The 22,668-nt window shown below is 69.1% G+C and carries 21 protein-coding genes; 10 read left to right on the top strand and 11 right to left on the bottom strand.

What is annotated here, in order from left to right; genetic code table 11:
• The first annotated feature begins 231 nt into the window (after positions 1-231).
• Positions 232-1,191 carry a non-homologous end-joining DNA ligase gene (ligD, locus tag NM1_RS34875; protein ID WP_068030242.1) on the top strand — a complete coding sequence of 320 codons (960 nt, stop codon included), beginning with the start codon at positions 232-234 and terminating at the stop codon, positions 1,189-1,191.
• 14 nt (positions 1,192-1,205) lie between these two features.
• Here the strand turns inward: ligD and lexA are convergent, their stop codons facing one another.
• Positions 1,206-1,862, bottom strand: coding sequence for a transcriptional repressor LexA (lexA, locus tag NM1_RS34870; protein ID WP_068030239.1), 657 nt, complete (start codon positions 1,860-1,862; stop codon positions 1,206-1,208).
• Positions 1,863-2,055: 193 nt separating this feature from the next.
• Here lexA and NM1_RS44535 point away from each other — a divergent pair, with 193 nt between their 5' ends.
• The gene (locus tag NM1_RS44535; protein ID WP_307719349.1) at positions 2,056-2,367 is read left to right on the top strand and encodes a DUF397 domain-containing protein; all 312 of its coding nucleotides are present in this window, start codon (positions 2,056-2,058) and stop codon (positions 2,365-2,367) included.
• On the opposite strand, the gene NM1_RS34865 is transcribed toward NM1_RS44535, so the two are convergent.
• Positions 2,303-3,010, bottom strand: coding sequence for an RICIN domain-containing protein (locus NM1_RS34865; RefSeq protein ID WP_068030236.1), 708 nt, complete (start codon positions 3,008-3,010; stop codon positions 2,303-2,305). The two genes, NM1_RS44535 and NM1_RS34865, sit on opposite strands and share 65 nt — an antisense overlap.
• A gap of 490 nt (positions 3,011-3,500) precedes the next feature.
• Between NM1_RS34865 and NM1_RS34860 the strand changes: the two genes are divergently transcribed.
• The gene (locus NM1_RS34860; protein ID WP_068030234.1) at positions 3,501-4,283 is read left to right on the top strand and encodes a class I SAM-dependent methyltransferase; all 783 of its coding nucleotides are present in this window, start codon (positions 3,501-3,503) and stop codon (positions 4,281-4,283) included.
• 10 nt (positions 4,284-4,293) lie between these two features.
• Here NM1_RS34860 and NM1_RS34855 read toward each other — a convergent pair whose 3' ends face one another.
• On the bottom strand, positions 4,294-5,937 hold the full coding sequence (locus NM1_RS34855; RefSeq protein ID WP_084520331.1) for an LCP family protein: 1,644 nt from the start codon (positions 5,935-5,937) through the stop codon (positions 4,294-4,296).
• Positions 5,938-5,982: 45 nt separating this feature from the next.
• On the opposite strand from NM1_RS34855, the gene NM1_RS34850 reads away from it, so the two are divergent.
• Positions 5,983-6,549 carry a hypothetical protein gene (locus NM1_RS34850; RefSeq protein ID WP_068030231.1) on the top strand — a complete coding sequence of 189 codons (567 nt, stop codon included), beginning with the start codon at positions 5,983-5,985 and terminating at the stop codon, positions 6,547-6,549.
• 88 nt (positions 6,550-6,637) lie between these two features.
• On the opposite strand, the gene NM1_RS34845 is transcribed toward NM1_RS34850, so the two are convergent.
• On the bottom strand, positions 6,638-7,351 hold the full coding sequence (locus NM1_RS34845; protein WP_068030226.1) for a TetR/AcrR family transcriptional regulator: 714 nt from the start codon (positions 7,349-7,351) through the stop codon (positions 6,638-6,640).
• A gap of 131 nt (positions 7,352-7,482) precedes the next feature.
• Between NM1_RS34845 and NM1_RS34840 the strand changes: the two genes are divergently transcribed.
• On the top strand, positions 7,483-9,198 hold the full coding sequence (locus tag NM1_RS34840; protein WP_068030261.1) for a GMC oxidoreductase: 1,716 nt from the start codon (positions 7,483-7,485) through the stop codon (positions 9,196-9,198).
• A gap of 428 nt (positions 9,199-9,626) precedes the next feature.
• Here NM1_RS34840 and NM1_RS34835 read toward each other — a convergent pair whose 3' ends face one another.
• Positions 9,627-10,106, bottom strand: a complete 480-nt coding sequence (locus NM1_RS34835) for an HAD family hydrolase (RefSeq protein ID WP_068030223.1) — start codon at positions 10,104-10,106, stop codon at positions 9,627-9,629.
• A gap of 220 nt (positions 10,107-10,326) precedes the next feature.
• Positions 10,327-11,415 (bottom strand): TerD family protein, encoded by a 1,089-nt coding sequence (locus NM1_RS34830; RefSeq protein ID WP_068030220.1) that lies wholly within the window; start codon positions 11,413-11,415, stop codon positions 10,327-10,329.
• 156 nt (positions 11,416-11,571) lie between these two features.
• Here NM1_RS34830 and NM1_RS34825 point away from each other — a divergent pair, with 156 nt between their 5' ends.
• Complete coding sequence (locus NM1_RS34825; RefSeq protein WP_246010678.1) at positions 11,572-12,093, top strand: DUF2599 domain-containing protein; 522 nt, start codon at positions 11,572-11,574, stop codon at positions 12,091-12,093.
• A gap of 47 nt (positions 12,094-12,140) precedes the next feature.
• Here NM1_RS34825 and NM1_RS34820 read toward each other — a convergent pair whose 3' ends face one another.
• Complete coding sequence (locus NM1_RS34820; RefSeq protein ID WP_068030214.1) at positions 12,141-13,214, bottom strand: hypothetical protein; 1,074 nt, start codon at positions 13,212-13,214, stop codon at positions 12,141-12,143.
• Positions 13,215-13,363: 149 nt separating this feature from the next.
• Positions 13,364-13,795, bottom strand: a complete 432-nt coding sequence (locus NM1_RS34815; RefSeq protein WP_068030211.1) for a pyridoxamine 5'-phosphate oxidase family protein — start codon at positions 13,793-13,795, stop codon at positions 13,364-13,366.
• 162 nt (positions 13,796-13,957) lie between these two features.
• Between NM1_RS34815 and NM1_RS34810 the strand changes: the two genes are divergently transcribed.
• The 4 genes from NM1_RS34810 to NM1_RS34795 are packed head-to-tail and all read left to right on the top strand — an operon-like array spanning position 13,958 to position 19,342.
• The gene (locus NM1_RS34810) at positions 13,958-15,262 is read left to right on the top strand and encodes an aminotransferase class V-fold PLP-dependent enzyme (RefSeq protein WP_246010680.1); all 1,305 of its coding nucleotides are present in this window, start codon (positions 13,958-13,960) and stop codon (positions 15,260-15,262) included.
• A complete protein-coding gene (locus NM1_RS34805; protein WP_068030209.1) occupies positions 15,259-16,530 on the top strand; it encodes a heavy-metal-associated domain-containing protein in 1,272 nt (423 codons plus the stop codon). The genes NM1_RS34810 and NM1_RS34805 overlap by 4 nt, the downstream gene beginning before the upstream one ends.
• Positions 16,527-18,008 (top strand): alanine racemase, encoded by a 1,482-nt coding sequence (locus NM1_RS34800; RefSeq protein WP_068030207.1) that lies wholly within the window; start codon positions 16,527-16,529, stop codon positions 18,006-18,008. The genes NM1_RS34805 and NM1_RS34800 overlap by 4 nt, the downstream gene beginning before the upstream one ends.
• Positions 18,008-19,342, top strand: coding sequence for a pyridoxal-phosphate dependent enzyme (locus NM1_RS34795; RefSeq protein WP_068030204.1), 1,335 nt, complete (start codon positions 18,008-18,010; stop codon positions 19,340-19,342). The genes NM1_RS34800 and NM1_RS34795 overlap by 1 nt, the downstream gene beginning before the upstream one ends.
• A gap of 3 nt (positions 19,343-19,345) precedes the next feature.
• Here NM1_RS34795 and NM1_RS34790 read toward each other — a convergent pair whose 3' ends face one another.
• The 3 genes from NM1_RS34790 to NM1_RS41660 form a co-directional block, all read right to left on the bottom strand.
• Entirely contained in the window at positions 19,346-20,812 is a 1,467-nt protein-coding gene (locus NM1_RS34790; RefSeq protein ID WP_246010682.1) for an FtsW/RodA/SpoVE family cell cycle protein, read from the bottom strand.
• A 52-nt stretch (positions 20,813-20,864) separates the two neighbouring features.
• Positions 20,865-21,158, bottom strand: coding sequence for a hypothetical protein (locus tag NM1_RS34785; protein ID WP_068030201.1), 294 nt, complete (start codon positions 21,156-21,158; stop codon positions 20,865-20,867).
• 69 nt (positions 21,159-21,227) lie between these two features.
• Entirely contained in the window at positions 21,228-22,658 is a 1,431-nt protein-coding gene (locus NM1_RS41660) for an RNA-guided endonuclease InsQ/TnpB family protein (protein ID WP_147288808.1), read from the bottom strand.
• Between the last annotated feature and the right edge of the window lie 10 nt (positions 22,659-22,668).

The following is a 22,668-nucleotide window of genomic DNA, read 5'->3' as shown; positions in this document are numbered from 1 at the left end:
CCGTACCGCCACGTGCACCTCCGTAGCCGATTCCACCGCACCGGGCATTTCCACCCTGAATGGACTGTAATTCAGCAGCTACCGTTTGGCGACCCGATCGAGGTGCGCGTCGAATCTTCGCGCTCCGTACCCGAACTCCATCGGCCGCCACTCCCGCCACAAAGAAGACCGCCGAGTATGATCAGGCAAGTCTTCAGCAACGTCCGGGTTCGGAAGCGATGGGAGGCGGGTATGAGTCGGCTGCCGCGCTACGCGGCGATGCTGGCGGTGGCGGGCCCGCTGCCTGCCGCGGACGACGGGTGGGCCCGCGAAACCAAGTTCGACGGCATCCGCGCCATCGGATATATCGAAGACTCGCTGCGCCTGGTGTCTCGCAACGACAAGGACATCACCGCGGCCTGGCCGGAGCTGGCCGGTCTGGCGCCCGCCGCGCCGCGCTTCGTCGTCGACGGGGAGATCGTGGCCGTCGGCGCCGAGGGCCGCACCAGTTTCGAGGCGCTGCAGCCGCGCATGCACCTGCGCAACCAGGCCAGGATCCGCGCGCTCGCCGCGGCCGACCCGGTCACCTACATGATCTTCGACCTGCTCCACATCGGCGACCGGCCGCTGATCGACCTGCCGTACCGGCAGCGCCGCGAACTGCTGGAGGGGCTCGGGCTGGCAGGCCCGCACTGGCGGGTGCCGCCGCGGCTGCCGGGCACCGGCGCCGAGGCCCTGGCCGAATCGCGGCGGCGCGGGCTGGAGGGCATCGTGTGCAAGCGGCTCGACAGCCGCTACCTGCCCGGACGGCGCAGCGACCTGTGGACCAAGGTGAAGAACGTCCGCGAACAGGAGGTGGTGATCGTCGGCTGGCGCCCCGGCACCGGCCGCCGCACCGGCCGGATCGGCTCGCTACTGCTCGGAATCCACGACGACACCGGGAAACTCGTCTCTTGCGGCAGTGTCGGCACCGGCTTCACCGAGGCCGTGCTCGACGACCTCGCCGCCGACCTGCGCCCGCTGCGACGTTCCGCGCCGACGGTGAAAGCCGATGTCCCCGACGCGGTCTGGGTCTCCCCCGAACTCGTCGGCGAGGTCGCCTTCACCGAATGGACCGGCGACGGCCGCCTCCGCCACCCCTCCTGGCGCGGCCTGCGCCCCGACAAATCCCCGGACCAGGTCACCCGCGAACCCCAGCCGGACATCCCCTGATCGTTCGCGCCGGTTCAGACGCGGCGCATGACCGAGACGACCTTGCCCAGGACGACCGCGCGGTCGCCGTCGATGGTGTCGTAGGCCGGGTTGCGGGGCTCGAGGTAGACGTGGCCGTTGCGGCGGCGGTAGACCTTCACCGTGGCCTCCTCGTCGATCATGGCGGCCACGATATCTCCCGAATGGGCCTCGTGCTGGCGGCGCACCACCACGATGTCGCCGTCGCAGATCGCGGCGTCGATCATCGAATCGCCCCGCACCCGCAGGCCGAAAACCGTTCCGCGCCCGACGAGTTGGCGCGACAGCGTGAGGACGTCGTCGGTGTGCTCCTCGGCCAGGATCGGGGTGCCCGCGGCGATATCGCCGACCACCGGCACCGACACCGACTCCTCCTCGCGCGCGGGCGGCGCCTCGGCCCGCAGGAACAACCGCACGTCGATGGGCCGCGACATGCTGTCACTGCGGCGCAGGAATCCCCTGTCCTCCAACGCTTTCAGATGTTTCGACACCGACGACGTGGACCGCAGGCCGACGGCCTCCCCGATCTCCCGGGTACTCGGCGGATACCCGTGCCGCACCACCCAGTCACGAATGGTCGCCAGAATCCGCTGCTGCCGCGGCGGCAGTGTCGAGGTATCGAGGTGCTCGAACGCATCGTCGTATCCGGTCACGGGGAAATCGTAGAGGTTGCCAGTCGACCCCCTCGCACCCCCGCCCGCATCCCACCATCCGTTCGTCGGTCCCGTGATCTGAAATCCAACACACCCCTTCACGTCTTGGACATTCGATCATTGGGAGAACCAGGAGGAATTACCTACGAGCCCGGCTATAAGCGTTGAGCCCAGCTATAAGCGTTATCACCCGGTGGATATTTCGCCTACCGCCGAATTGGACACGGCGATCCCGACAATCGAGCTAGGGAGTACGCCTCGTGATCCATACGCACCCGCCGACCTATCCACCGCCGTGTGGCGGAAGATCAGCAAGAGTTCCGGAGGCCTCGACTGCGTGGAGGTCGCCTTCCCGCCGGGCGGCGTGGTCGGCGTCCGGGGCTCCAAGAATGCGGCAGGTCCGGCGCTGCTTTCTCTCCTGCCGACTGGGATCGGTGGCGCTAGGCGCCCATCGATACCTGCCAGAGCTGGGTCGCCCGGTCGGTGTCGCAGCCCTGGATGGTGACCGCGCCTCGTGCGCCGAGAGCCGTGATGCAGTCGTTGGAGCTGCCGCTGTGGATATAGTAGTAGCCCGCGCGACTGGAGTCGGCCAGCCACCAGGTCCCGGCGGCGCGGTGATCGTACGAGTCGAGGACCACTGTGCCGTCATCGTTCGTCAACACCGATTCGGCATCGAGCTGATTCGAGATCTTGTACAACGCCCAGCCGAGTTTGGTTTTCAGGCCGATCGGCTCCACACGCCAGCATTGCCCGAGGATTTGCCCGGCCTTATTGGTCAGAATCTTGGACCCCGCGCTGAAATCCCCGTTCGCTACATCGAGGACGGATTCCTGGTCACCGGCGGAGTATCCGTAGGAGCTGATTCGCTGGGCGCGGGCGGGGCAGCCGGTGTCTTCCGCGGACCTTTGCGAAGTGGTTGTCGATTCGGAAATCGACGGCGCCGGCAACGGAGCTCCGGAGGAGCCCGGTGCGGCGCTCACCGGGCTACCTTCGGACCCGGTGCGCGGCATCAACCATGCGGCCACCGCGATGACGACGCCCACCATCGCCGCGATCGCGCTGATCGTGGTCCACCGGCGCATCGCATCCGAATGCTGTTGCGGCGGAGTGAGTTCCCGGTCGATGCTGCGGGATTTCGGCTGGGCCATCGGCAGTCTCCCTCGGCTCACACGACCGATGCCCCGTCGACCGTGCGTGGCAAAACCGACATCAAATGCTACTGTATGCAACCTTTTTCGCGTACTGGCCGTGCAATAGATCACTCGATTCCCGCATCCATGGCGTACCTACCGGTACGTCGCGCTGGTTTCGACCTGCCACACAGTTGTATCGGCCTTACAGGAAGATCTTTGGTGGTACGGGCGGAATTCGATAATTCTCTCGACCCAGCGCTTGATGCCGCCTATCGGATCATCGAGCAACGGCCGAGGATTACTCGCTTGTCCGTCCGCCGATTCGGCGCCGCAACGCACGCAGCAACTTCGTTCGACGTGTGAGCGGAAGGACGTGTGAGCGGCACGCTCCGACCCTAGTGCCCGGGGCACCATAACCAGGGTTTTGCCCGCCTTTGCCAGGGGGCGGGACACTGTCGGCACTGCCGTCGTGGCAGCCGAATGTCCCCGACGTGAACCGACGACCATGGCCTATGTTTTCGACAATGCGGCGACCGAGACCGAGGATCGGTTCCGGGTGTTGGAGGCCGTGTACGACGCCGTGAGCATCGAGCGGCTGCGGGAGTTCGGCGTCGGGCGCGGGTGGCGGTGCCTGGAGGTGGGCGGCGGTGGGGGCTCGATGGCGCGGTGGCTGGCGCAGCAGGTGGGGCCGACCGGCCAGGTCGTGGCCACCGATATCGATCCGTCCCGCATGCGGCACACCGACGACGGTGTCGAGGTGCTGCGGCACGACATCACCACCGACGAACTCCCCTCCGCCACATACGATCTCGTGCACGCGAGGCTGGTCCTGCTGCATCTGCCGGGACGCCTGCACGCGCTCGACCGGATCCGCCACACCCTGAAACCGGGCGGCGTCCTGGTGCTCGACGAATTCGACTGCTCCTATCTCCCGCTGCTCGCGGCTCCCGGCCCGGGCGATGCCGCGCTGTACGCGAGGGTCACCGACGGCATCCACCAGCTGATCTACGCGCGCGGCGGTGATCCGGACTGGGGGCGGCACGCCCTGTCGGCCATGCGCCGGGCCGGATTCGTCGATCTCGCGCAGCGCTCGCACAGCGAGTCCTGGACGGGCGGCTCGCTCGGCGCGAAACTGCACCGCGCCAACACCGTTCAGGTGCGCCGCGAACTCGTGGCGCGCGGTCTCGCCACCGCCGAGGAGATCCGGCGGTTCCTGACCTTGCTCGAGGATCCGGACCTGGTCATGAACTCGTATCTGATGCACACGATTCGGGGCCGCAGACCCTGACCCGCGACCCTCAGTTCACGCAGGGAATATCGGACCCGATGCTCGTGGTCATCGGTTTCCCGGAGTCGGGGGGCGGATCGCCCGCCGCGGAGGTCGACGAGCCGGTGGCGGAGCTGCCGGATGTCGTGGACGAACCGGACGTCCCGGACGATGTCGTGCCGCTACTCAATTCGTCGGGCATGGTGAAATCGCTGCCGATCACGATCTTCACGTGCCCGGACTGCACGGTCTTGGAGGGGGCGGTGGGCAGCCCGCCGAGCATATCCGCCGCCTGGGTGGCGTCGACATCGGCGCCGGTCCCGTAGTAGACCACCGAACTGGACCCGTCCCCGTAGGCGGCATTGCCGATCTCGCCCTTGGCGAATCCCTTCTCCGACAATGCCGTCGACACCTTGCCCGCCATCCCCGTGGGCCCGCCGGAGTTCACGACGTCCACGGTGCTGGTCGGCGTCGTGGTGGGTTCGGCCGGTTGCGGGGCCTGCATGCCGAATGCCGCGCGCACGGTCTTCTTGATCAGCGCCGGGTCGACGATGTTCACTTCCTGGCCGTTGACGGTCTGGTACCCCTTCACCGGCAGGGTCTGGAATTCGATCGGGATGGAGCCCGCCTTGCCCATCGTCTGGGCGAAGTCGATGAGATTCCAGCCCTGCGACAGCACGATGTCGTCCTGCGCCATCTGGATCAGCTGCTGCAGCTTGCCGACATTGGTCATGGTGCCGGAGTCCTTGAGCTGCTTGGCGACCGAGGTGAGGAACGCCTGCTGGCGATGGGTCCGGTCGAGGTCGCCGTTCTGCAGGCCGTGCCGCTGCCGCACGAACGACAGCGCATTGGCGGCGTCGAGATGCTGGGGCCCGGCCGGGAACACAGCGCCGGAGTAGTACTCGTCGTCGACGGGCGCGTTGAGGCAGACGTCGACGCCGCCGAGAATATTGGCGATGTCGTAGAAGCCGATCAGCGAGACCTCGGCGAAGCGGTTGATCGGCACCCCGGTGAGCTGCTTGACCGTCTGCACGATGGATTCGCGCCCGGCCTCGCGCCCCTTGCGCTCCAGCTCGACCTTGTCCGACACGCCCTGGTTCTCGAGCTTCTGTTCGACGTGCGCCTTCTTCAGCCCGTACGCCTCCTTGATCTTGGCGTGGTCGTAGCCGGGGATCCCGCTGACGGCGACGTAGTCGTCGCGCGGGATGGAGAAGGCGGTGATCTTCTTCAGATCCTTCGGAATGTGCACCAGGATCAGCGAATTGGCGTTGTAGCCGCCCTCGGTGCCGTCCCCGGCGTGCAACTGGTCGAGGATGTTCTTGGGCAGGTCGTTGCCGTTCTGGTCCTTGCGGGTGTCCAGGCCGATCAGCAGCAGGTTCATATCGCCGTCCAGTGCCGCGGCGTCCTCGGCGCTGATCGCATTGGACCGTGTGAAGCCGGAATCGAGGCTGCGCTCGGTGTAGTAGGCGAATCCGGTGCCCGACACCACGATCACGGCGGTCGCGGCGGCCAGCAGCCGGCCACCGATCCGTGCCGCCCGGCCCGCCTTGCTGTGGCGTTGCTGCGCCCGGCGGGTGCGCCGATTCTCCGGTGCGGGAACGTACCGGTCGGTTGGGCTGTCGGCATTGCCCGTCGGCTCGCCGCTTCTGCGCCGAGGCGCTCCCGCGGCCGCCATCGCCGCCTCATCGGCGTCGGTACGGCGGCCCTTCCGCCTCCGCCCGTGACCGGCACCGGCAGCCTCCCCCTCGGGGCCACGCGCCGCACTTCCCGCTGCGCCTGCACGGGCCGAATCCTCGTCGCCGATATCGAGTACGGGGTATCCGGCACCGCGGACACGTCCCCGGCGCGCCGGACCGCTCTCGGCACGGGCGTCCCGCACCGGGCGCTCGTCATCCGCCCGCTCCGCATCTCCGCGACGGGACGGACGCTCCCCCTCGGCGCGGCTACGACGGGCCGGTGGCCTGGGGTCGGCACCCTCCGCGCGCGGACGGCGAACCGGCGCACCCGATTCCGCGGCGCCACGTCGCCGGTTCCCGCCGTCCGTCCGCGCACCGCCGGGACCCGATTCCGGCGGCTCGTCCCGCCGACGACGAATCCCGCCCTCGCGCTCCTCGCGCCGAGCATGCGCGGGCGGTTGACCGGACCGATCGGCGGCGTCCGGCTGCACACGCCCCGTATGCCGGGCATGGCGACCACCGCGGCGCGGATCGGGCACCACCGGGAACTGATCGGTATCGTCGTTCATCTCGCCGTACAGTTTCACATCACCGTGCTGTGGGGAAGCTGAGAATGCGCGTCGTCAGGGCTGTGATCTTGCACCACAACCGCGGACATCCTGCACCATGACCACGACGAATACACAATCCACTGCGTGTTTACCCGTCCGGCGCGCCGCCCAATCCCACCATCGCACAGAGGCTGTCGAGTTGGCGCTCGAATACCTCGGCCCGGTCGGCGAAGGTGCGCGCTCCGTACATGTCGAAGACGTCGAAGCTCACCGCCCCGAACAGGCCCGTCCACACCGCGATTCCCCGCACCAGCACCCAATCGGGCAGTCGCAGCTCGAATTCCCCGCGGATGCGCACCAAATCCGCTGCCATGGCGTCCGATACCGGCGGCACCGGGTCCGGCGCGGTGAGAAGGTCCGCGCGATAGGCGCTTTCGAGGACCGTCAGCAAAGAGCCGATCACCCGGGTACCCGGCGCCACCGTCTGCTCCGCGGGCGCCTCGTAGCCGGGTACCGGCGTGCCGAACAGCAGCCCGTAGCGGGCGGGCTCGGCCAGCGCCCAGTTCCGCACGGCGCGTCCGACGACCCGCAACTGCGTGGCGGGATCGGCGGGTGCGGCGGCGAGTTCGGCGTCGACCGCGTCGGCGAGTTCGGTGTAGCCGTCGACGACGAGCAGGGTGAGCAGTTCGTCGCGGCTGCGGACGTACCGGTAGACGGCCGAGGAGACCACGCCGAGATCGCGCGCTACCGCCCGCAGCGACAGCGCGGCGGCGCCGTGCACCGCGAGATGTTCGCGCCCGATGCGCACGATGTCTTCCATGGTGCGGGCGCGGGCTCGCGCCCGCGGCGTCGTGGAGGCCATTCCCCCACCTTGCCATATCGAGAGCACCGCTCGCGAACTCGGACCGGTTATGGGGTACCGCGCGACACAGCTACCCGTACTCGGGAGTAATGTTGCAGACGTCACCGGCGACCTCGAGCAAGGAGCTGCACATGGCCGAGCCCGATACCGATTTCGACGTCCTCATCGTGGGGTCGGGGTTCGGCGGCAGCGTCACCGCGCTGCGACTGGTGGAGAAGGGCTATCGCGTCGGCGTACTCGAGGCCGGGCGGCGATTCGCCGACGACCAGCTACCCGAGACCAGCTGGGACCTGCGCAAATTCCTGTGGGCGCCGAAGCTGGGCTGCTACGGCATCCAGCGCATCCACCTGCTGCGCGATGTGCTGATCCTCGGCGGCGCCGGGGTGGGCGGCGGCTCGCTCAACTACGCCAACACGCTCTACGTGCCGCCGGACCCGTTCTTCAACGACGCGCAGTGGCGCGACATCACCGATTGGCGCGCCGAGCTCACGCCCTACTACGCGCAGGCCACCAAGATGCTCGGGGTGGTGCGCAATCCGCACATGACCCCGGCCGACGAGGTCTTCCGGCAGGTGGCCGACGACATGGGCGTGGGCGACACGTTCGTGCAGACGCCGGTCGGGGTGTTCTTCGGCGAGGCCGGAGAGACCGTGTCCGATCCGTACTTCGGCGGCGTCGGCCCCGATCGCACCGGCTGCATCGAATGCGGTGAATGCATGACCGGCTGCCGGCACGGCGCCAAGAACACCCTCGTGAAGAACTACCTGTACCTGGCGGAAAAGGCCGGGGCGCAGGTGATTCCGATGACGACGGTCACCGCGGTGCGGCCGCTGAACGGCGGCTCGTGGCAGGTCGACACCGAGCGCACGGGCGCCTGGCTCCGCAAGTCACCGAAGTCGTTCACCGCCGGTCAGGTGGTGCTCGCGGCGGGCACCCGCGGCACCCAGCAGCTGCTGTTCGCCATGCGCGACAAGGGGATTCTGCCCGGGCTGTCGCCGCGGCTGGGCGAGTTGACCCGGACCAATTCCGAGTCGATCGTCGGGGCCGCGACCCGCAAGGTCGACCCGGACCGCGATTTCACCCGCGGCGTCGCCATCACCTCCTCCATCCATCCCACCGCCGACACGCATATCGAACCGGTGCGCTACGGCAAGGGTTCCAATGCCATGGGTCTGTTGCAGACGCTCATGGTCGACGGCGGCGGGCGCATTCCGCGCTGGCTGCGGTTCCTGCTGGAGGTGCTGCGCCACCCGGTGCGGCTGGTGTCGATGCTGAGCGTGAAGAACTGGAGCGAGCGCACCGTTATCTCGCTGGTGATGCAGCACCTGGACAACTCGATCACCACCTACACCAAGCGGAGCCTGTTCGGGCGCAAGCTCACCTCGAAACAGGGCCACGGCGAACCCAATCCGACCTGGATCCCGGCGGGCAACGACGTCACCCGGCGGGTGGCCGACAAGATCGGCGGCACCGCGGGCGGCAGCTGGGGCGAGATCTTCAACATTCCGCTCACGGCGCACTTCCTCGGCGGCGCCGCCATCGGAGCCGATCCGGAGCACGGCGTGCTGGACCCCTACCACCGCGTCTACGGCTACCCGACCCTCAGCGTCGTCGACGGCGCCGCGGTCTCGGCCAACCTCGGCGTCAACCCGTCGCTCACCATCACCGCCCAGGCCGAGCGCGCCGCATCCCTGTGGCCCAACAAGGGCGAAATCGACTCCCGCCCGCCCCAGCACTCCCCCTACGAACGCATCGCCCCGGTGGCCCCGCGCAATCCGGTCGTCCCCGCCGACGCCCCCGCCGCCCTGGTCCTCCCGATCGTCGAAATCCGCCGCGACACAGCCTGATCGGCGCCCACCACCCCCCGCGATTGCGCATCGCGCCGACATGCATTCGATGCAACGATGCACGCTGCGCCGGACCGGTGCTGAGACATCCTGTCGCACAACACCAGCCACACTTCCGACCCCGCCCGCTCCCTGTCTCGGTGCGGCGGTGCGTGGAAGTCTTCGGCTCGAATCGGTCGGCGATCCATGACAATCCCACCGCCGCGCCCCGCGCACGACCGTCCCCTACCGGTCGGCAGAACTCCAATTCCCGCACCCCGCACGCGTTCTCGCACTCGCTGCAAGTGCTGCAGCCGGTGCGGGAATCAACCCCGGGTGCGTGAAGGTGGGCGGGTTGGTGTCAGGTTCTCGCACCCCGGGCGTGTTGATGCACTCGGTGCAAGTGGTGCGGAATCAATGGCGAAGTGCGGGAAGTGGGCCGGAGGCGGTCAGTGGGCGGAGATGTGGGCGAAGCCCATGGGGGATGTGGGCGGGGGTGTGGTGGAGGTGGTGGGGCGGAATTCCTGGAGGGCGGTGAGGACGTCGGTGTGGCGGGCGGCGTAGCAGCGGACCTGCGGCAGCGCGTGGCCCACCTCGCTGCGTTCGAGGGGTTCGGCGTCGAGGTAGCCGACCGCGTCGAGGCCGATGCGCAGTCCCTCGGCGATGCGCCGGATGGCGGCGGACTTGCGGCCCCAGCCGACCTCGACGGCGGCGAAGGCGGCGTCCAGGCCGTGCCGGTGCAATTTCTCGGTGGTCCACGCCCATTCGCCGCGGCTGGCCACCGCGTGCACCACGCCGCGCCGCGCCAGCGTGCGCAGCGCCCGGACCGCGTCCGGCCGCAGCGCCCCGCTCGTGGAATCGCAGACCACGCCGTCCCACAGCGTGTTGTCCACTTCCCAGACAAGACATTTCACAGCCGGTGATGTCATCTCGCCCCTACGGTCGACTCTCTCCTGCACAAACCCCGCCGCGCCCGAACGGCCACACAGCAACGATCCGGACAACGCCCGCCGGACGACCGCGCGTCTGCCGGGCCTGTTCTCGCGCCAGCACATCGTAGGGCCGTCGGGCGCGGACTACCAGTCCCGGCAATACTGCGGCCGGAGCGGCCCGGCCCGGCAACTCATCCGGCCGCGAGACGGAACGGCGCTACAGGTACGGCGACACCTGCTGCACCGCCTCGACCGGATGCCCGGCCTGAATGGGTGCGCCGATCGAGGCCAGCCGCCAGATCCCGTCCTCGCGATACACCTTCGCCACCACCATCGCGGTCTGCGGGCCACCGCCGCGCAGGCTGCCCCGCGCCAGTTCGGCGTTGCTGGTGCCGTCGATCATGCGCCAGTAGCCGTTGCGGATTCGTTCGAAGGTGTGCCCGGCGTAGGAGGTGACCACGAAGACGACCGTGGACACCTCCTGTGACAGGCGGGCCAGGTCGACGGTGATCACCTCGTCGTCGCCCTTGCCCTCACCGGTCATATTGTCTCCGGAGTGCCGCACCGCGCCGTCCTTGGAGGCCAGCTGCTGATGGAAGGCCACATCGCGGATGTTGCGCCCCACGAACAGCAGCGCCGAGGCGTCCAGGTCGATCTCGAGCTCACGCAGCCCGCGCGGACCGTGCACCTTGACCGGATCCCAGCCGACCGCCATCTTCACCAGCGACAGCTCACCCTTGCGGATCTCGTTGAGCGCCACCTCCTGGCCCGGGTCGAGCACGGCCGGGCCGATATAGGCCGGTTCGGGTTCCGCGCCGCGCAGGTGCACCCCGTGCGCGGTGACCAGGTCGCGGAATCCGCCCGGATATCCCTCCCCCTGCACCCGCAGCTGCCAGTCCGCGCCCGCGCGGTCCAGATCGAAGGCGATCGCCGTCGCCGTCGGGCCCAGGGCGTCGATCACGAACTCGTACACCGGATTTCCGGCGTCGTCCTCGATGCGGACCTGTGGCGGGGCGAAATCGCCGAAGTTCGTCTGCGGGTCGTCGAGCGAGAGGACCACCCGCACGTGTTCGATGTCGGTGGGTAGCTCGCGCAGCCCGATCGCCAGCGTCGACTGGCCGGGCACCAGGCGCATGCCGGGGACCGTGGGCTGGTTGTAGAAGATGAGGTCGTTCTCGCCGCGCACCCGGCCGGCCGAGTTGAGCAGTAACGCCGCGACATCCACCGATTCGCCGTGTCGAACCGATACGACGATGTCGTCGACCCTCAAGCGGTCGACCTGCCCCTTGGTCAGCTGTGCGGCCACCCGTCCTACTCTACGTGGCCGGAACCCGCGCGGCGCCAGGTCGATCTTCCGGGCCTGTCCGCATCCGGCTCGGCGGCAAGCGAATTGCACCGCCCGCGCGGCGACCGGGTAGCGTGGCGAGCGCGGGGACAGGCACGATCGGTCAGGGAGTTGCGAGTGCGGGACAGCGTCGGGCGAGTCGGTGGGGCGCTCCTGTTCGCGGGTGCTCTGACCGCGGCGGGCTGCGGCACCGCCGACGAATCCCCGCCGGTCGCGGTGGGTCCGCCCGCCACGACGGCACCCGCCGAGGCCGCGGCGAAGCCCACGCCGACCTCGACGGCACGGCCGATCGCGGCCACCCCGACGGTCGACCAGTTCGCCGACAGCCCGCTCGTGGAGCGCACCGAGTGGACCGACGATCCCGACGGCCGCCGCCTGCACGTGTATCCGACTCCGGCCGGGCGTGCCGACACCTTCCCGGCCGCCCTGGACCGGGCGTGGGGCGAGGTGATCGCCCAGTCCCCCGACGCCGACAGTCCCGGGATGTACGACCAGTTCAAATGCCATTGGGACTGGGCCCGCCTGGTCGCCCCGAACAAGCCGAGCTGGAATCTGGAGCCGTGGCGTCCCGCGCTCGACTACCAGGGCACCGTGCAGGCGCGCTGCAATCCCGGCGGCCCCGACCCGGCGGGCAACTGAGCCCGCAAGTCAGCGCATGCTCTCTCGATCACCGCGCAGGCCGGGATTCATCGCGCCCCGATGCCGCGGGCCGGCAGCATGAGCACGCCCAGCAGCCACCCGACCAGGGCGGCGGCGATCGGCAACCCGGTCCACAGTTCCACCACGGGGGGCATGCTGCCCGCCGCGGCGGCGGCCACCCCGACGTACAGGCCCCAGGTGAACAGCGCGGCGGCACCGGCGAACCCCCAGTAGGCGGCCGGGCGGTCCGCCGCCGGATCCAGGCACAGCGCCAGCAGATCCACGCCGACGGCCGCGACGGCGAAGGCGACGAGAATGCTCACGTTGCGCCCGTCGGTCTCGGCACCGGACATCGCCACCGCGGGCAGCATGGTCAGCAGCGCCGCGCCGAACGGCAGCCGCCAGCGCCGCGCCGCGAACAGCAGCGGTAGCAGCAGTACCGCGGTGCTGATCACCACGGCCGCCGCCAGCGCGCGCACCTGCGGCCCGCCCGGCTGCGAGAGCACCTCCACGATCCGTACCGCGGAGTAGGCGGCCGCGTTCCCGTAGCCCAGGAACAGCACCACCAGTGCGGCGGCCGCACCGCAGGCCAGCAACGCGGGCCACAGCAGCCGCAGCGGCGGCGCCGCGCCGATGTCGGCGCGCGACATCGCCGAGCGCACCGGCGTGGTGACCAGGACGAAGACCGACGCGGCCAGCCCGAGGTGGGCGGGACCGAACTGGACGTCCACGACCTCGGCGGTGCCGTGGAACGCGATGTGCCACACCAGGTCCCCCGCCACCGACAGCACGGCGCCGATCAGCGCGGGCAAGGCGGCGCGATAGCCCAGCGGCACGGCGGCGGCCCCGCGCAGGCCGCCGCGGACACCGCGCCGCACCAACAGCAGGGTCCACCCCGCGAGCGCCAGGAATCCGGTGTAGAACACCGCCTGCCAGGGAGTGGAGAACGGCTCCGGCTCGGGCACGCTCGCATGTGCCCAGGCGTCGAGCAGCAGCCCGCCGACCAGCCACACCGACAGCGCCGCCGTGACGGCATCGTCGCGCGCGGTCGCGGGCAGTCCGCCCTGGCGCGGGTCGCCGAGGACCGCCAGCACCCTCGCCCCCACGCTCGAGTTACTCACCGCGCACACGGTACCGAGCCCGATTGCGCAGCGCAGCCCACTTCTTTCGACAGTGTCGACAGGCCCCTACGACGGCCGTCGAGCGATGTCGCACCGGCGCGCATGGCACCGCGCCGCAAGCACCCGCACCCAGGTGGCGGTGAGGCCCGTCAGAGTTCGCGGGTGTCGCCCAGGTCCGCCGACAGCCAGTGCTCCGGGCGCATGTAGACCACGGACTGCGGACCGAGGCTCTCGGCGAATTTCAGGTAGCCGGGGACATTCTCCGGAGCCAGATAGCGGCGCACCATCGCCTCGTGCAGCTCGTCGGTGGACTCGGCGATCCGGGTGACCGGACCCTCCGCCGTCACATACCTGACGGTCGGTTCCACGCGCTCGACCATCAGGCTGAACCGCCCGGCGGCCTTGATCAGGTCCATCTTCTTCGATGTCGGCCCGGTCAGCAGCCACAACTCGCCGCCGGGGGTGTAGTCGTACCAGATCGGCACGTTGAGTGGCCCGCGGTCGGGGCCCGCGGAGACCGACAGCGCACCGATATGCGCCTCGGTCAGGAACTCTTCACGTTCTCGCGGAGTCAGCGCCATGGCCTCACCGTACTCCCCGGTACCGACACCCTCGCGCCATCGTCTCCCCGGGCCCGCCGGATACCCGGGCGAAACTCGTTGTCCGCGAGAATCTTCGAACACCTCATGAAAAGTGCGTATCGTTGGTGGCGTCGGAGCGTACGACCCGAAGGGAGCGTCGCGTTGCGGTCACCTGCGCCATGGTCTGCCCTCGCCGGGCCACCGGCGGTCCGGGAACCGTCGCCGACGTTCTCCCCCGAGGCGGTCCGAGCCCTGTTCCCCGCCCTCACCGAGACCGCCGACGTCTACCTCGACAGCGCGTCGACCACCCAGAAACCGCGGCCGGTGATCGAGGCGATCCACCGCTACCACAGCAGCCGCACCGCCAATGCCGGGCGCGGCACCTACCCGTGGTCCACGGGCCTGACCCGCGCGCTCGACACTGTGCGTGAGCGCACCGCCGAATTCCTCGGCGCCACACCGCAAGAGGTGGTCTTCACGGCGGGCGCCACCGCCGGACTCAATGCCGTGGCACTGGCGTGGGGGCTGGCCACGCTCGAGGACGGCGACGAAATCCTCTACAGTCCACGCGATCACGCGTCCAACGTCTATCCGTGGATCCAGCTGCGGGCCACCCTCGCCAGATTCGGCCGCCGCCTGCACCTGGTCCCCTACCGGATCACCCCGCTCGGCGAGGCCGATATCGACGACATCGCCGCCAAGCTGACGCCGCGCACCCGGCTGATCACCGTCAGCCACCTGCATCACGTCTTCGGCGCGCGCACCACCCTCGAGGAGCTCCGCGGGCGTCTCGATCCCCGGGTGCTGCTGTGTTTCGACTGCAGCCAGAGCGCCGGGCACCTGCCCGTCGACGTCACCGACCTCGGCGCCGATTTCGCGGTCTTGTCGGCGCACAAGATGTTCGGCGCGCCCGGCACCGGCGTGCTCTATTGCCATCGCCGCGTGCACGACCGGCTGGGCACCTTCCTGCCCGGCGGCAATTCCGGCGTCGCGCCGTCGGGTTCGGGTCTGCTGCCGACCCGCATGCCCGAACAGCTGGAGGGCGGCACCCACAACATCCCCGGCATCCTCGCCCTCGGCGCGGCCCTGGAATTCCTGGGCGAGATCGGGCCCGACGCGGTCGCCGCGCACAACCTGGATCTGACGCAACGCCTGATCGCCGGCCTGCGCCCGCTGCCCGGCCTGGAATTCCTGCCCGGGCCCGCGCACGCGCCGTGCGAAACCGGTTACGGCATCGTCTCGTTCACCCTCGACGGAATCTCGGCCACCGATCTAGGATTCGTGCTCGCCGAGTACGGCTTCCTGGTCCGCACCGGCGCACACTGCGTTCCCGACCCTACGAGCACTCCGAAAGAAACTGCCGCAGAAGATGATTCGGTACGGGTGAGCACTCACCTGTACAACACCGCCGACGAGATCGACCGGTTCGTGCGGTGTCTCGCCACCATTGCCACGGAGGTCCGATGAGTACCGATCAGGCGCCACCTCGCTACGACCGGCGCGCCGCCTCCCGCGTTCTGGCCGGACTGGCCCGGCCCGGGTTGTTCGACGATCCCCCGCCACCGGAGCCGAACCATATCGAATACACCTGCGCGCCTTTACGTTCCGAACCCGGCAGCCACCTCACCCTGTCCCAGCGCCTGTACCTGGAGCGGTTCATGCGCCCGTGCCGGGCCGACCAGGTCACCAGCGCCACGCACCGCATCGCCTGGACCGACTCCGACGGCATCCCCAATACCGGCCACTTCCACTCCGGCGGCCTCGGCCCGATCGTGCCCATCGCCATGCGCGAGACGGTGCTGCGGGTGTGGCACGGACTGGAGGTCGAAACCGCTCTGGCCGAACGCATTTCGGCGGTCCCGCCGCGGGATCGGGCGGTACTGGCCGGAACCACCACCGACCACGAGCCGATCGACATCTTCCGGGTCGGCATCGAGGCCTGCGGCCGCGCGCTGGCCCAGCACGCGCTACTCGCCCGCTGGACCCCGTATCGCACCGCCGACGAATTCGCCTGCGGGATGCGGGATTCCGGCATCTTCGGCGCGGTGGCGACGCGCTGGTTCTGGGAGCTGCAGGCCTCCACCTACCGGCGCGGCATGATCCCGGTGACCTTCGCGGTGCAGCCCGACGGCACCGTCCGCTACACCGCCGACACGGTCGCGACCCTGCGGGCGATGAAGGACACCACCATCTCCGAGGCACACACCGTCATGCGCCGCGCCACCACCTCCGAGGGCCTGTCGACGGAGGCGGCCATCGACAAGTACCACGACGAACTGGACCTGATCTCCCGGCAATACGCGCTGCTGCCGCCGGGCACCCGCCCGGCCTGCCTGGCCGCCATGCCGCACCATGTCGAGGGCGAGCACTACAGCATCCTGCCGGTGGTCGTCGAACGTTTCGTGGAATTGTTCCGCACGGCCGTGGTGCGGCTGACGGTGGCCGAGGTGCCCGGCGAAACCGAGCCCGGCACGGGCGATCTGGCGGCCGAGGACCAGGTCTTCTACGTGCCCGACATGAACTGCAAGCACTGCGTGCGCACCATCACCGGCGTACTGGAGTCGATGCAGATCCGGGTGCACGACATCGACCTGATCAGCAAGCGGGTCGTCGCCGAATTCCGCAGCCCCCGCAATCGCCACCGGGCGTTCGAGGCGCTGCGCGACGGCGGCTACAACCCGGTGCGCACCCGTCCCGCCATGGAGTCCACCCGGCCCGCGGAACCCGCGGTATGACCGGGCCCGTCCCCGCGCTACCGGCCAAGATCCACCCGCTGGTACGCGCCTTCCTCGATGCCCCCGGCGCCGCCGAGGACGCGCTGATCCGCTTCGGCTCCCCCGCCCACCTGGTCTTCCCGCAGGTGTACGCGGAGAACCTGCAGCGGCTGCGGGCGGTCCTGGACCGGCGGCTGCCGCGGCACCGAATCTGCTACGCCCACAAGGTGAACCGTTCCCGGGCGTTCCTGCGCACCGCCGAGCACGCCGGTATCGCGATCGACGTGGCGTCCGCGCGGGAGCTGACCTCGGCGGTCGACGCCGGGTTCGGCCCGATGCGCATCGAGGTCACCGGCCCCAAGGGCGAGGCGTTCCTGCGCGAGCTGATCGACGCCGCGGTGACGGTCAATGTCGACAATCTGTGGGAGTTGCGCCGCATCGCCGAGCTGGCCGGGGAACGGGCGAGGGTGCCGGTGCTGCTGCGCATGTCGGGGTTCGAGGCGAGCGCCGTGAGCAGATTCGGCATCGCGCTGGCCGAGGCCGAACAGGCCCTGCGGGTGCTGTCGGCGCACCGCAGCCGGATCACGTTGCGCGGCTTCGCCTTCCACCTGGATTCCGGCGAACCGGGTGAGCGCGTGCGCGCCGTGGAGGCCTGCCTGGACCTGGTCGAACGCGCCTACGGTTACGGGCTGGCGCCCACGGTGCTCGATATCGGCGGCGGATTCCGCCAGGTGTTCACCGCCGACCCCGACCGATTCGACGCCTACGTGGCGGCGCTGCGGGAGTCGCTGCTCGGCCGCGGCGAGCCGATGGCCTGGGGTGGCAACACCTTCGGATTCCATCTCGACGACACCGGCGTGCACGGCACCCCCGTCTTCCACAAGTACGCCAATACGGTCCCCGCGACCCGGATGCTCGACGATCTGCTGGATGCCCCGCTGGAGGCGCACGGCGGCCGCACGATCGCCCAGGTCGCGGCCGAGAACATGCTGGAGCTGTGGCTGGAGCCGGGCAAGGCGCTGGTCGACCATGCCGGAATCACCGTGGCCCGTGTCGAATTCGTCAAACAGGCCGCCGACGGCAGCGTGCTGGTCAATCTCGACCTCAGCCGCGACACCGTCACCCCGGCCGATCAGGAGGTGATGGTGGACCCGATCGTCGTGCCCAGCGTCGCGCACCGGGAGGCCGTCACCGCGACCGACCCGGTCGGGGTCTTCTTCGCCGGAAGGTTGTGCCTGGAACGCGATCTGGTCACCAACCACAAGGTGTGGCTGGACGGGCGGCCACGCCCCGGCGACCTGGTGGTATTCCCCAATACCGCCGCCTACCACACCGACCTGTCGGCGGCCACGGCCTCGATGCATCCGCTGCCGCCGAAGCTGGCCGTCGCCCACCGCTCCGGCGCGTTCCAGGTCTGCCGCGATGTGGATTACGAGCCCGCGCTCACCACCGGCCTCACACCGCGGCCCGCCGCCCCGCGCCCCCACAGGATGGCGTGATGGCCTACGACCACATCACCGACCTCATCGGCAACACCCCGCTGCTGCGACTGGATCCGGCCGTACACGGGCTGGCCAACGTGCAGCTGTACGCGAAACTGGAGTCCCACAACCCGTTCGGCTCGGTGAAGGACCGCGTCGCGTGGGGCATGATCCGCGACGAGCTCGACACCGTCGCCGCCCGCGGGCAGACCTTCATCGAGGCGTCGTCCGGCAATACCGCCAAGGCGCTGCGCATCCTGGGCGCACTGCACGGGGTCGGGCTGCGCGCGGTCACCAACCGGATCAAGGTGGGCGAGGTGCGCGATCTGCTACAGCTGTTCGGCACCGAGATCGAGGAACTGCCGGGGCTGTCGGAGTGCCCGGACCCCACGACCCCCAACGACGTGTACTCGGTGATCGAGTCGACGATGGCGAAAAACCCTAGCGCCTACCATCATCCGTCGCAGTACACCAACGAGAAGAACGTCGAGGCGCACTACCACGGCACCGGCCGCGAGATCCACGAGGATCTCGCCCGCGACGGCGTGCACCGCATCGACTATCTCGTCGGCGGCCTGGGCACCACCGGCTCGACCCGCGGCGCGGCCTCCTATCTGCGCAAGCACAATCCGGAACTGCGGGCGCTGGCGGTGGTGTCGGAGCGTTCGGACTTCATCCCCGGCATCCGTTCGGAGACCGAGATGTGGGAGGTGGGCCTGTTCCAGCCCGACTTCTACGATCGCATCCTGCCCGTCGAATCCGGCCGCGCCATCGACGCCACCCTGGAACTGGCCACCGGCTACGGCGTCCTCGCCGGTCCGACCAGCGGCGCCAGCTATGCCGCGGCGGTGGATTTCCTCGGCGCCCTGGACTATTCGACGATCGCCACCGATACCCCGACGGTGGCGGTGATCATCGTCTGCGACCGGCTCGAGCCGTACCTGTCCTATATCAAGAAGCGCCGCCCGGACCTGTTCGGGCGCGGCGGTTCCGCCGCCGAGCCACCGACGAGACAGGAACTGGCGGCGGTCCCGGCGCTGTCGCCGCAGGCGCTGGCCGAGCTGGACGCCACGGCACGGCCGACGATCGTGGACACCCGCGGCGCGATGGCCTACCGGATCGGGCACGTGCCGGGCGCGCTGAACATCCGCGACGACCAACTCGACGAGATGCTGGCGCAGGGGGTGCCGTTCTCTCGTTCGCGCCCACTGGTTTTCGTGTGCCCGGTCGGCGAGGTGTCGCAGCGGTTCGCGGCACTGGCCCGCCGCGCGGGCTACGACGCCGCGAGCCTGGACGGCGGCATCGTCGCCTGGCGCGACGCGGGCCTGGACATGGAGGCCGCGCCCCGCTGATCCTCACTGGTCGCGGCGCACGACCCCGCTCTGCCGGATGTGCTCGGTCATCGCCTCGGCGATGGGCGCCACCGGCGGCGGGGCGGGCGTCGCACCGGTGCGGGCGTCGTGCGAGATGCGCATCAGCAGCGCGACGATGACGTAGTTGGCCAGCAGCGACGATCCGCCGTAGGACATGAACGGCGTGGTGAGGCCGGTCAGCGGAATCAGTTTCGTGACGCCGCCGACCACCACGAACAGCTGCCAGCCCAGCGAGAACGCCAGCCCGCCGCCCAGTAGCTTGCCGAAGGAGTCCCGGGTGGCCAGGGCCGCGGTGAAGCCGCGCAGCGTGAGGATGGTGAACAGCAGGATCACCGCCGTCAGGCCGATCAGCCCCAGCTCCTCGCCGATGGTGGAGATGATGAAGTCGGTCTTGGCGAACGGCACCTCCTGCGGGCGGCCCGCCCCCAGTCCCGTGCCCGACAGCCCGCCGGTGCCGAGCCCGAACAGCGCCTGCGCGATCTGGTAGCCGTTGGTGTAATAAGTGTCCATCGGGTCCTGCCACACCCGAACCCGCACCCGCACATGGCCGAACAGGTTGTAGGCGATCACCGCGCCCAGCGCGAACATCCCGATGCCGATCAGCAGCCAGGAGGAGCGCCGGGTCGCGATGTACAGCATGGCCAGGACGGTGCCGAACACCAGCAGCGAGAATCCCAGGTTCTTCTCGTACACCAGCACCAGCACCGAGACGAACGTCACCAGCAGCAGCGGTCCCAGATCGCGCAGCCGCGGCACCGTCATGCCCAGGAAGTGTTTCCCGGCGGCGCCGAACAGGTCCCGGTTGGTGACCAGGAATCCGGCGACGAACACCAGCAGCAGTACCTTCGCGAACTCGCCCGGCTGAATCGAGAACCCGGAGAACATGATCCAGCTCTTGCCGCCGTTGACCTCACTGAATCGCGACGGCAGCACGGCGGGAATCAGCAGCAGCACCAGGCCCGCGAGCCCGCAGGTGTAGGCGTAGCGGGCGGGCTGGGCGTGGTGGCGCACGACCAGGAGCACCAGTGCGAACAGCGCGATTCCGCCCGCGGTCCAGATCAATTGGTGGGCGGCGTCGGGTGCGGGCGCGGGTTTGCCCAGCGCCACCGCGGTGGCCGCCTCGGCCCGGTCGAGCCGGTCGATGAGCACCAGGCCCAGCCCGTTGAGCACCGTCACGCACGGCAGCAGCACCGGGTCGGCCCGCGGCGCCAGTTGCCGCACCGCCAGGTGGGCCAGCAGCACCAGGCCCGCGAACACGATCAGCGCCCAGCGCATCGATCCACCGCCCTCGCCGCCCGCGGCCGCCGACATGCCCAGCGCGGCGATCACCACCAGCGCGACCGCGGCCGCGCAGAGCACCAGTTCGGCGCGGCGCGGATTGCGGCGGCCGATCGGCCCGGATATCGCACCGATAGGTCCCGACGAGGAACTCTCTCGAAACGCGCTCACGTCAACCAGTATGCGTCCGAATGTGAAACGGGCGTTGACGGCGCCGGGGCGCTCAGCGCCTGTCGAGCGCCTGGAGCAGCAGATCCTTGATCTCGGCCACGTTCTCCTCGATGGAGCGCACGCGGGCGTTGGTCTCGCCGATCTTCCCGGCCAGCCGCTCCTCGATCCCGTCGATATGCGCCGTCAGCCGCTGCTCCACGCCGTCGATCGTCTTGTCGAGCACGGCGATGCGCTCGCGCGTCTGCTGGCCCAGCACATTGACCATCGACAGCACCGCCTTGTAATCCGCGCGATCGGCCTCCAGCGCGGCGATGCGGGCTTCGAGTTCGGCGAGGGTGGCGGACATCCAGCGATCTTACAGCGTGTCTGAGCCATGTTGGCCGGTCAGACACCGCCCTTCTCGGGCGTCCGCGATTCACGCCGCTGTCGTGGCGTGTCCGTCGGTTCCCGCGTCTTCCGGGCTGGTTTCACCGGCACCTGCAGGGTGCCGGTCAGCGCCTTCCCGTCGGCGAGCATTGGTTACCCGGCCTCCTGCTTGGGGGTCCGGGGATCGTGAAGAGTCTTGATGGCGGATCAACGGCCATGCCGCGAGGTTGACCGCCGCATTATGGTCACGGTCAGCGCGAAATCCGCACCCGCAGACGAATACTCGATCCGCCAGAGTGAGCCCGTGATTGATGATCCCGCATGTCGAGCAGCGTTTGCTCGACGGGTACCACCGGTCAGCGGTGACAACAGCGCCGTTGCGCCACTGCTGTTTGTAGCGTAAAAGGCGTGCGAAGTCGGCCCATCCGGCATCACCGATCGCGCGCGCCAGGCGGTGATTGCGGAGCATGCCCGCCACGTGCAGGTCTTCGATGACGAGCCGGTCGTGGGTTTTGACCAGTCGGTTCGCTACCTGGTGCAGGAAGTGACGGCGAATATTGGCAACGTGGTGGTGATGGCGTGCCAGCCGAGCGGCGGCATCCTTGCGGTTGCGGGATCCTTTCCGTTTGCGGGACAACGATTTCGCCAGCCGCCGCTGCCGCGCCAGCCCGGCAGCAAGTGGTTTGGGCGGGTTATCGATACGAGTGACCTCGGATCCGTCCAAGGTCGCGGTGACCAAGAATGCCGATAATCCACGGTCGACCCCCACCCACGGGCCATCACCCGCAGGTGGCCGATGCTGACGGGCGGAGTGCAGTTCTGCGGCCTCCGTGGTGACGCTGATCTGCCAGCGGCCCGCGCGAAAGACGACAGTGGCAAAGAGGATCTTCGCGCGTCCTTTGCCGAGCATCCGCCGCAGATGACGAGTGTCCTGCCGGACCCGGACGGTTCCAAGGCACGGCAGGGTCACCGATCGTTGAATGCCATTCTCACCGACCCGAATCCCCGCGCGACCGGACTTCGACGTCTTGTTTCGCAGACGAAACGACGGAATGGTGGCGTGTTTCCTCTTGAGGCGGGGGAACCCGACTTTCTTACCACTGCGTTTGCCGGTGCGGGAGTCGGAGAACGCAGTCAGGGCGCGACCGCAGTCGACGGCGCCCTCCTCGAATACCTGCTGGGACACTTCGTCCCGCCATGCCAATCCGGTTACCTCGATCTCGGCAACGCCGTCCTCGTTCACGGCAATCACTCGTCCGGCAGCTTCGGTCTTCTTCCATCCGTTGAAGGCGTTGATCAAGCTGAACCCAGTCCAAGGCACGGGATGCCCAGGATCGGTCTTACGCTGACCGAGTGCGGTTTTCACGAAGTCCAGGGACTTGTTGAACGCGAACCGCGACGCACCGGCATGCCGCGCCAGCGCCCGCTGCTGCTCGACGGTGGGGTCGAGGCAGTATCGGAAGGTGGTGTGGCGGCTCATCGCCAGCGAG

It is taken from the genome of Nocardia mexicana NBRC 108244 (assembly GCF_001613165.1).
Classification (GTDB): domain Bacteria; phylum Actinomycetota; class Actinomycetes; order Mycobacteriales; family Mycobacteriaceae; genus Nocardia; species Nocardia mexicana.
Note: the sequence above shows the minus strand (reverse complement) of the source record. Positions and strands in the feature narration are given on the sequence as shown.

Excerpts from the sequence above, each read along its gene's own strand:
- NM1_RS34785 (WP_068030201.1), bottom strand. The coding sequence starts at position 21,158 with ATGTCCGCCACCCTCGCCGAACTCGAAGCCCGCATCGCCGCGCTGGAG.
- NM1_RS34835 (WP_068030223.1), bottom strand. The coding sequence starts at position 10,106 with ATGACATCACCGGCTGTGAAATGTCTTGTCTGGGAAGTGGACAACACG.
- NM1_RS34855 (WP_084520331.1), bottom strand. The coding sequence starts at position 5,937 with ATGGCGGCCGCGGGAGCGCCTCGGCGCAGAAGCGGCGAGCCGACGGGC.
- NM1_RS34800 (WP_068030207.1), top strand. The coding sequence starts at position 16,527 with ATGACCGGGCCCGTCCCCGCGCTACCGGCCAAGATCCACCCGCTGGTA.
- ligD (WP_068030242.1), top strand. The coding sequence starts at position 232 with ATGAGTCGGCTGCCGCGCTACGCGGCGATGCTGGCGGTGGCGGGCCCG.
- NM1_RS34860 (WP_068030234.1), top strand. The coding sequence starts at position 3,501 with ATGGCCTATGTTTTCGACAATGCGGCGACCGAGACCGAGGATCGGTTC.
- NM1_RS34815 (WP_068030211.1), bottom strand. The coding sequence starts at position 13,795 with ATGGCGCTGACTCCGCGAGAACGTGAAGAGTTCCTGACCGAGGCGCAT.
- NM1_RS34845 (WP_068030226.1), bottom strand. The coding sequence starts at position 7,351 with ATGGCCTCCACGACGCCGCGGGCGCGAGCCCGCGCCCGCACCATGGAA.
- NM1_RS41660 (WP_147288808.1), bottom strand. The coding sequence starts at position 22,658 with ATGAGCCGCCACACCACCTTCCGATACTGCCTCGACCCCACCGTCGAG.
- NM1_RS34805 (WP_068030209.1), top strand. The coding sequence starts at position 15,259 with ATGAGTACCGATCAGGCGCCACCTCGCTACGACCGGCGCGCCGCCTCC.
- NM1_RS34795 (WP_068030204.1), top strand. The coding sequence starts at position 18,008 with ATGGCCTACGACCACATCACCGACCTCATCGGCAACACCCCGCTGCTG.
- NM1_RS34865 (WP_068030236.1), bottom strand. The coding sequence starts at position 3,010 with ATGGCCCAGCCGAAATCCCGCAGCATCGACCGGGAACTCACTCCGCCG.
- NM1_RS34840 (WP_068030261.1), top strand. The coding sequence starts at position 7,483 with ATGGCCGAGCCCGATACCGATTTCGACGTCCTCATCGTGGGGTCGGGG.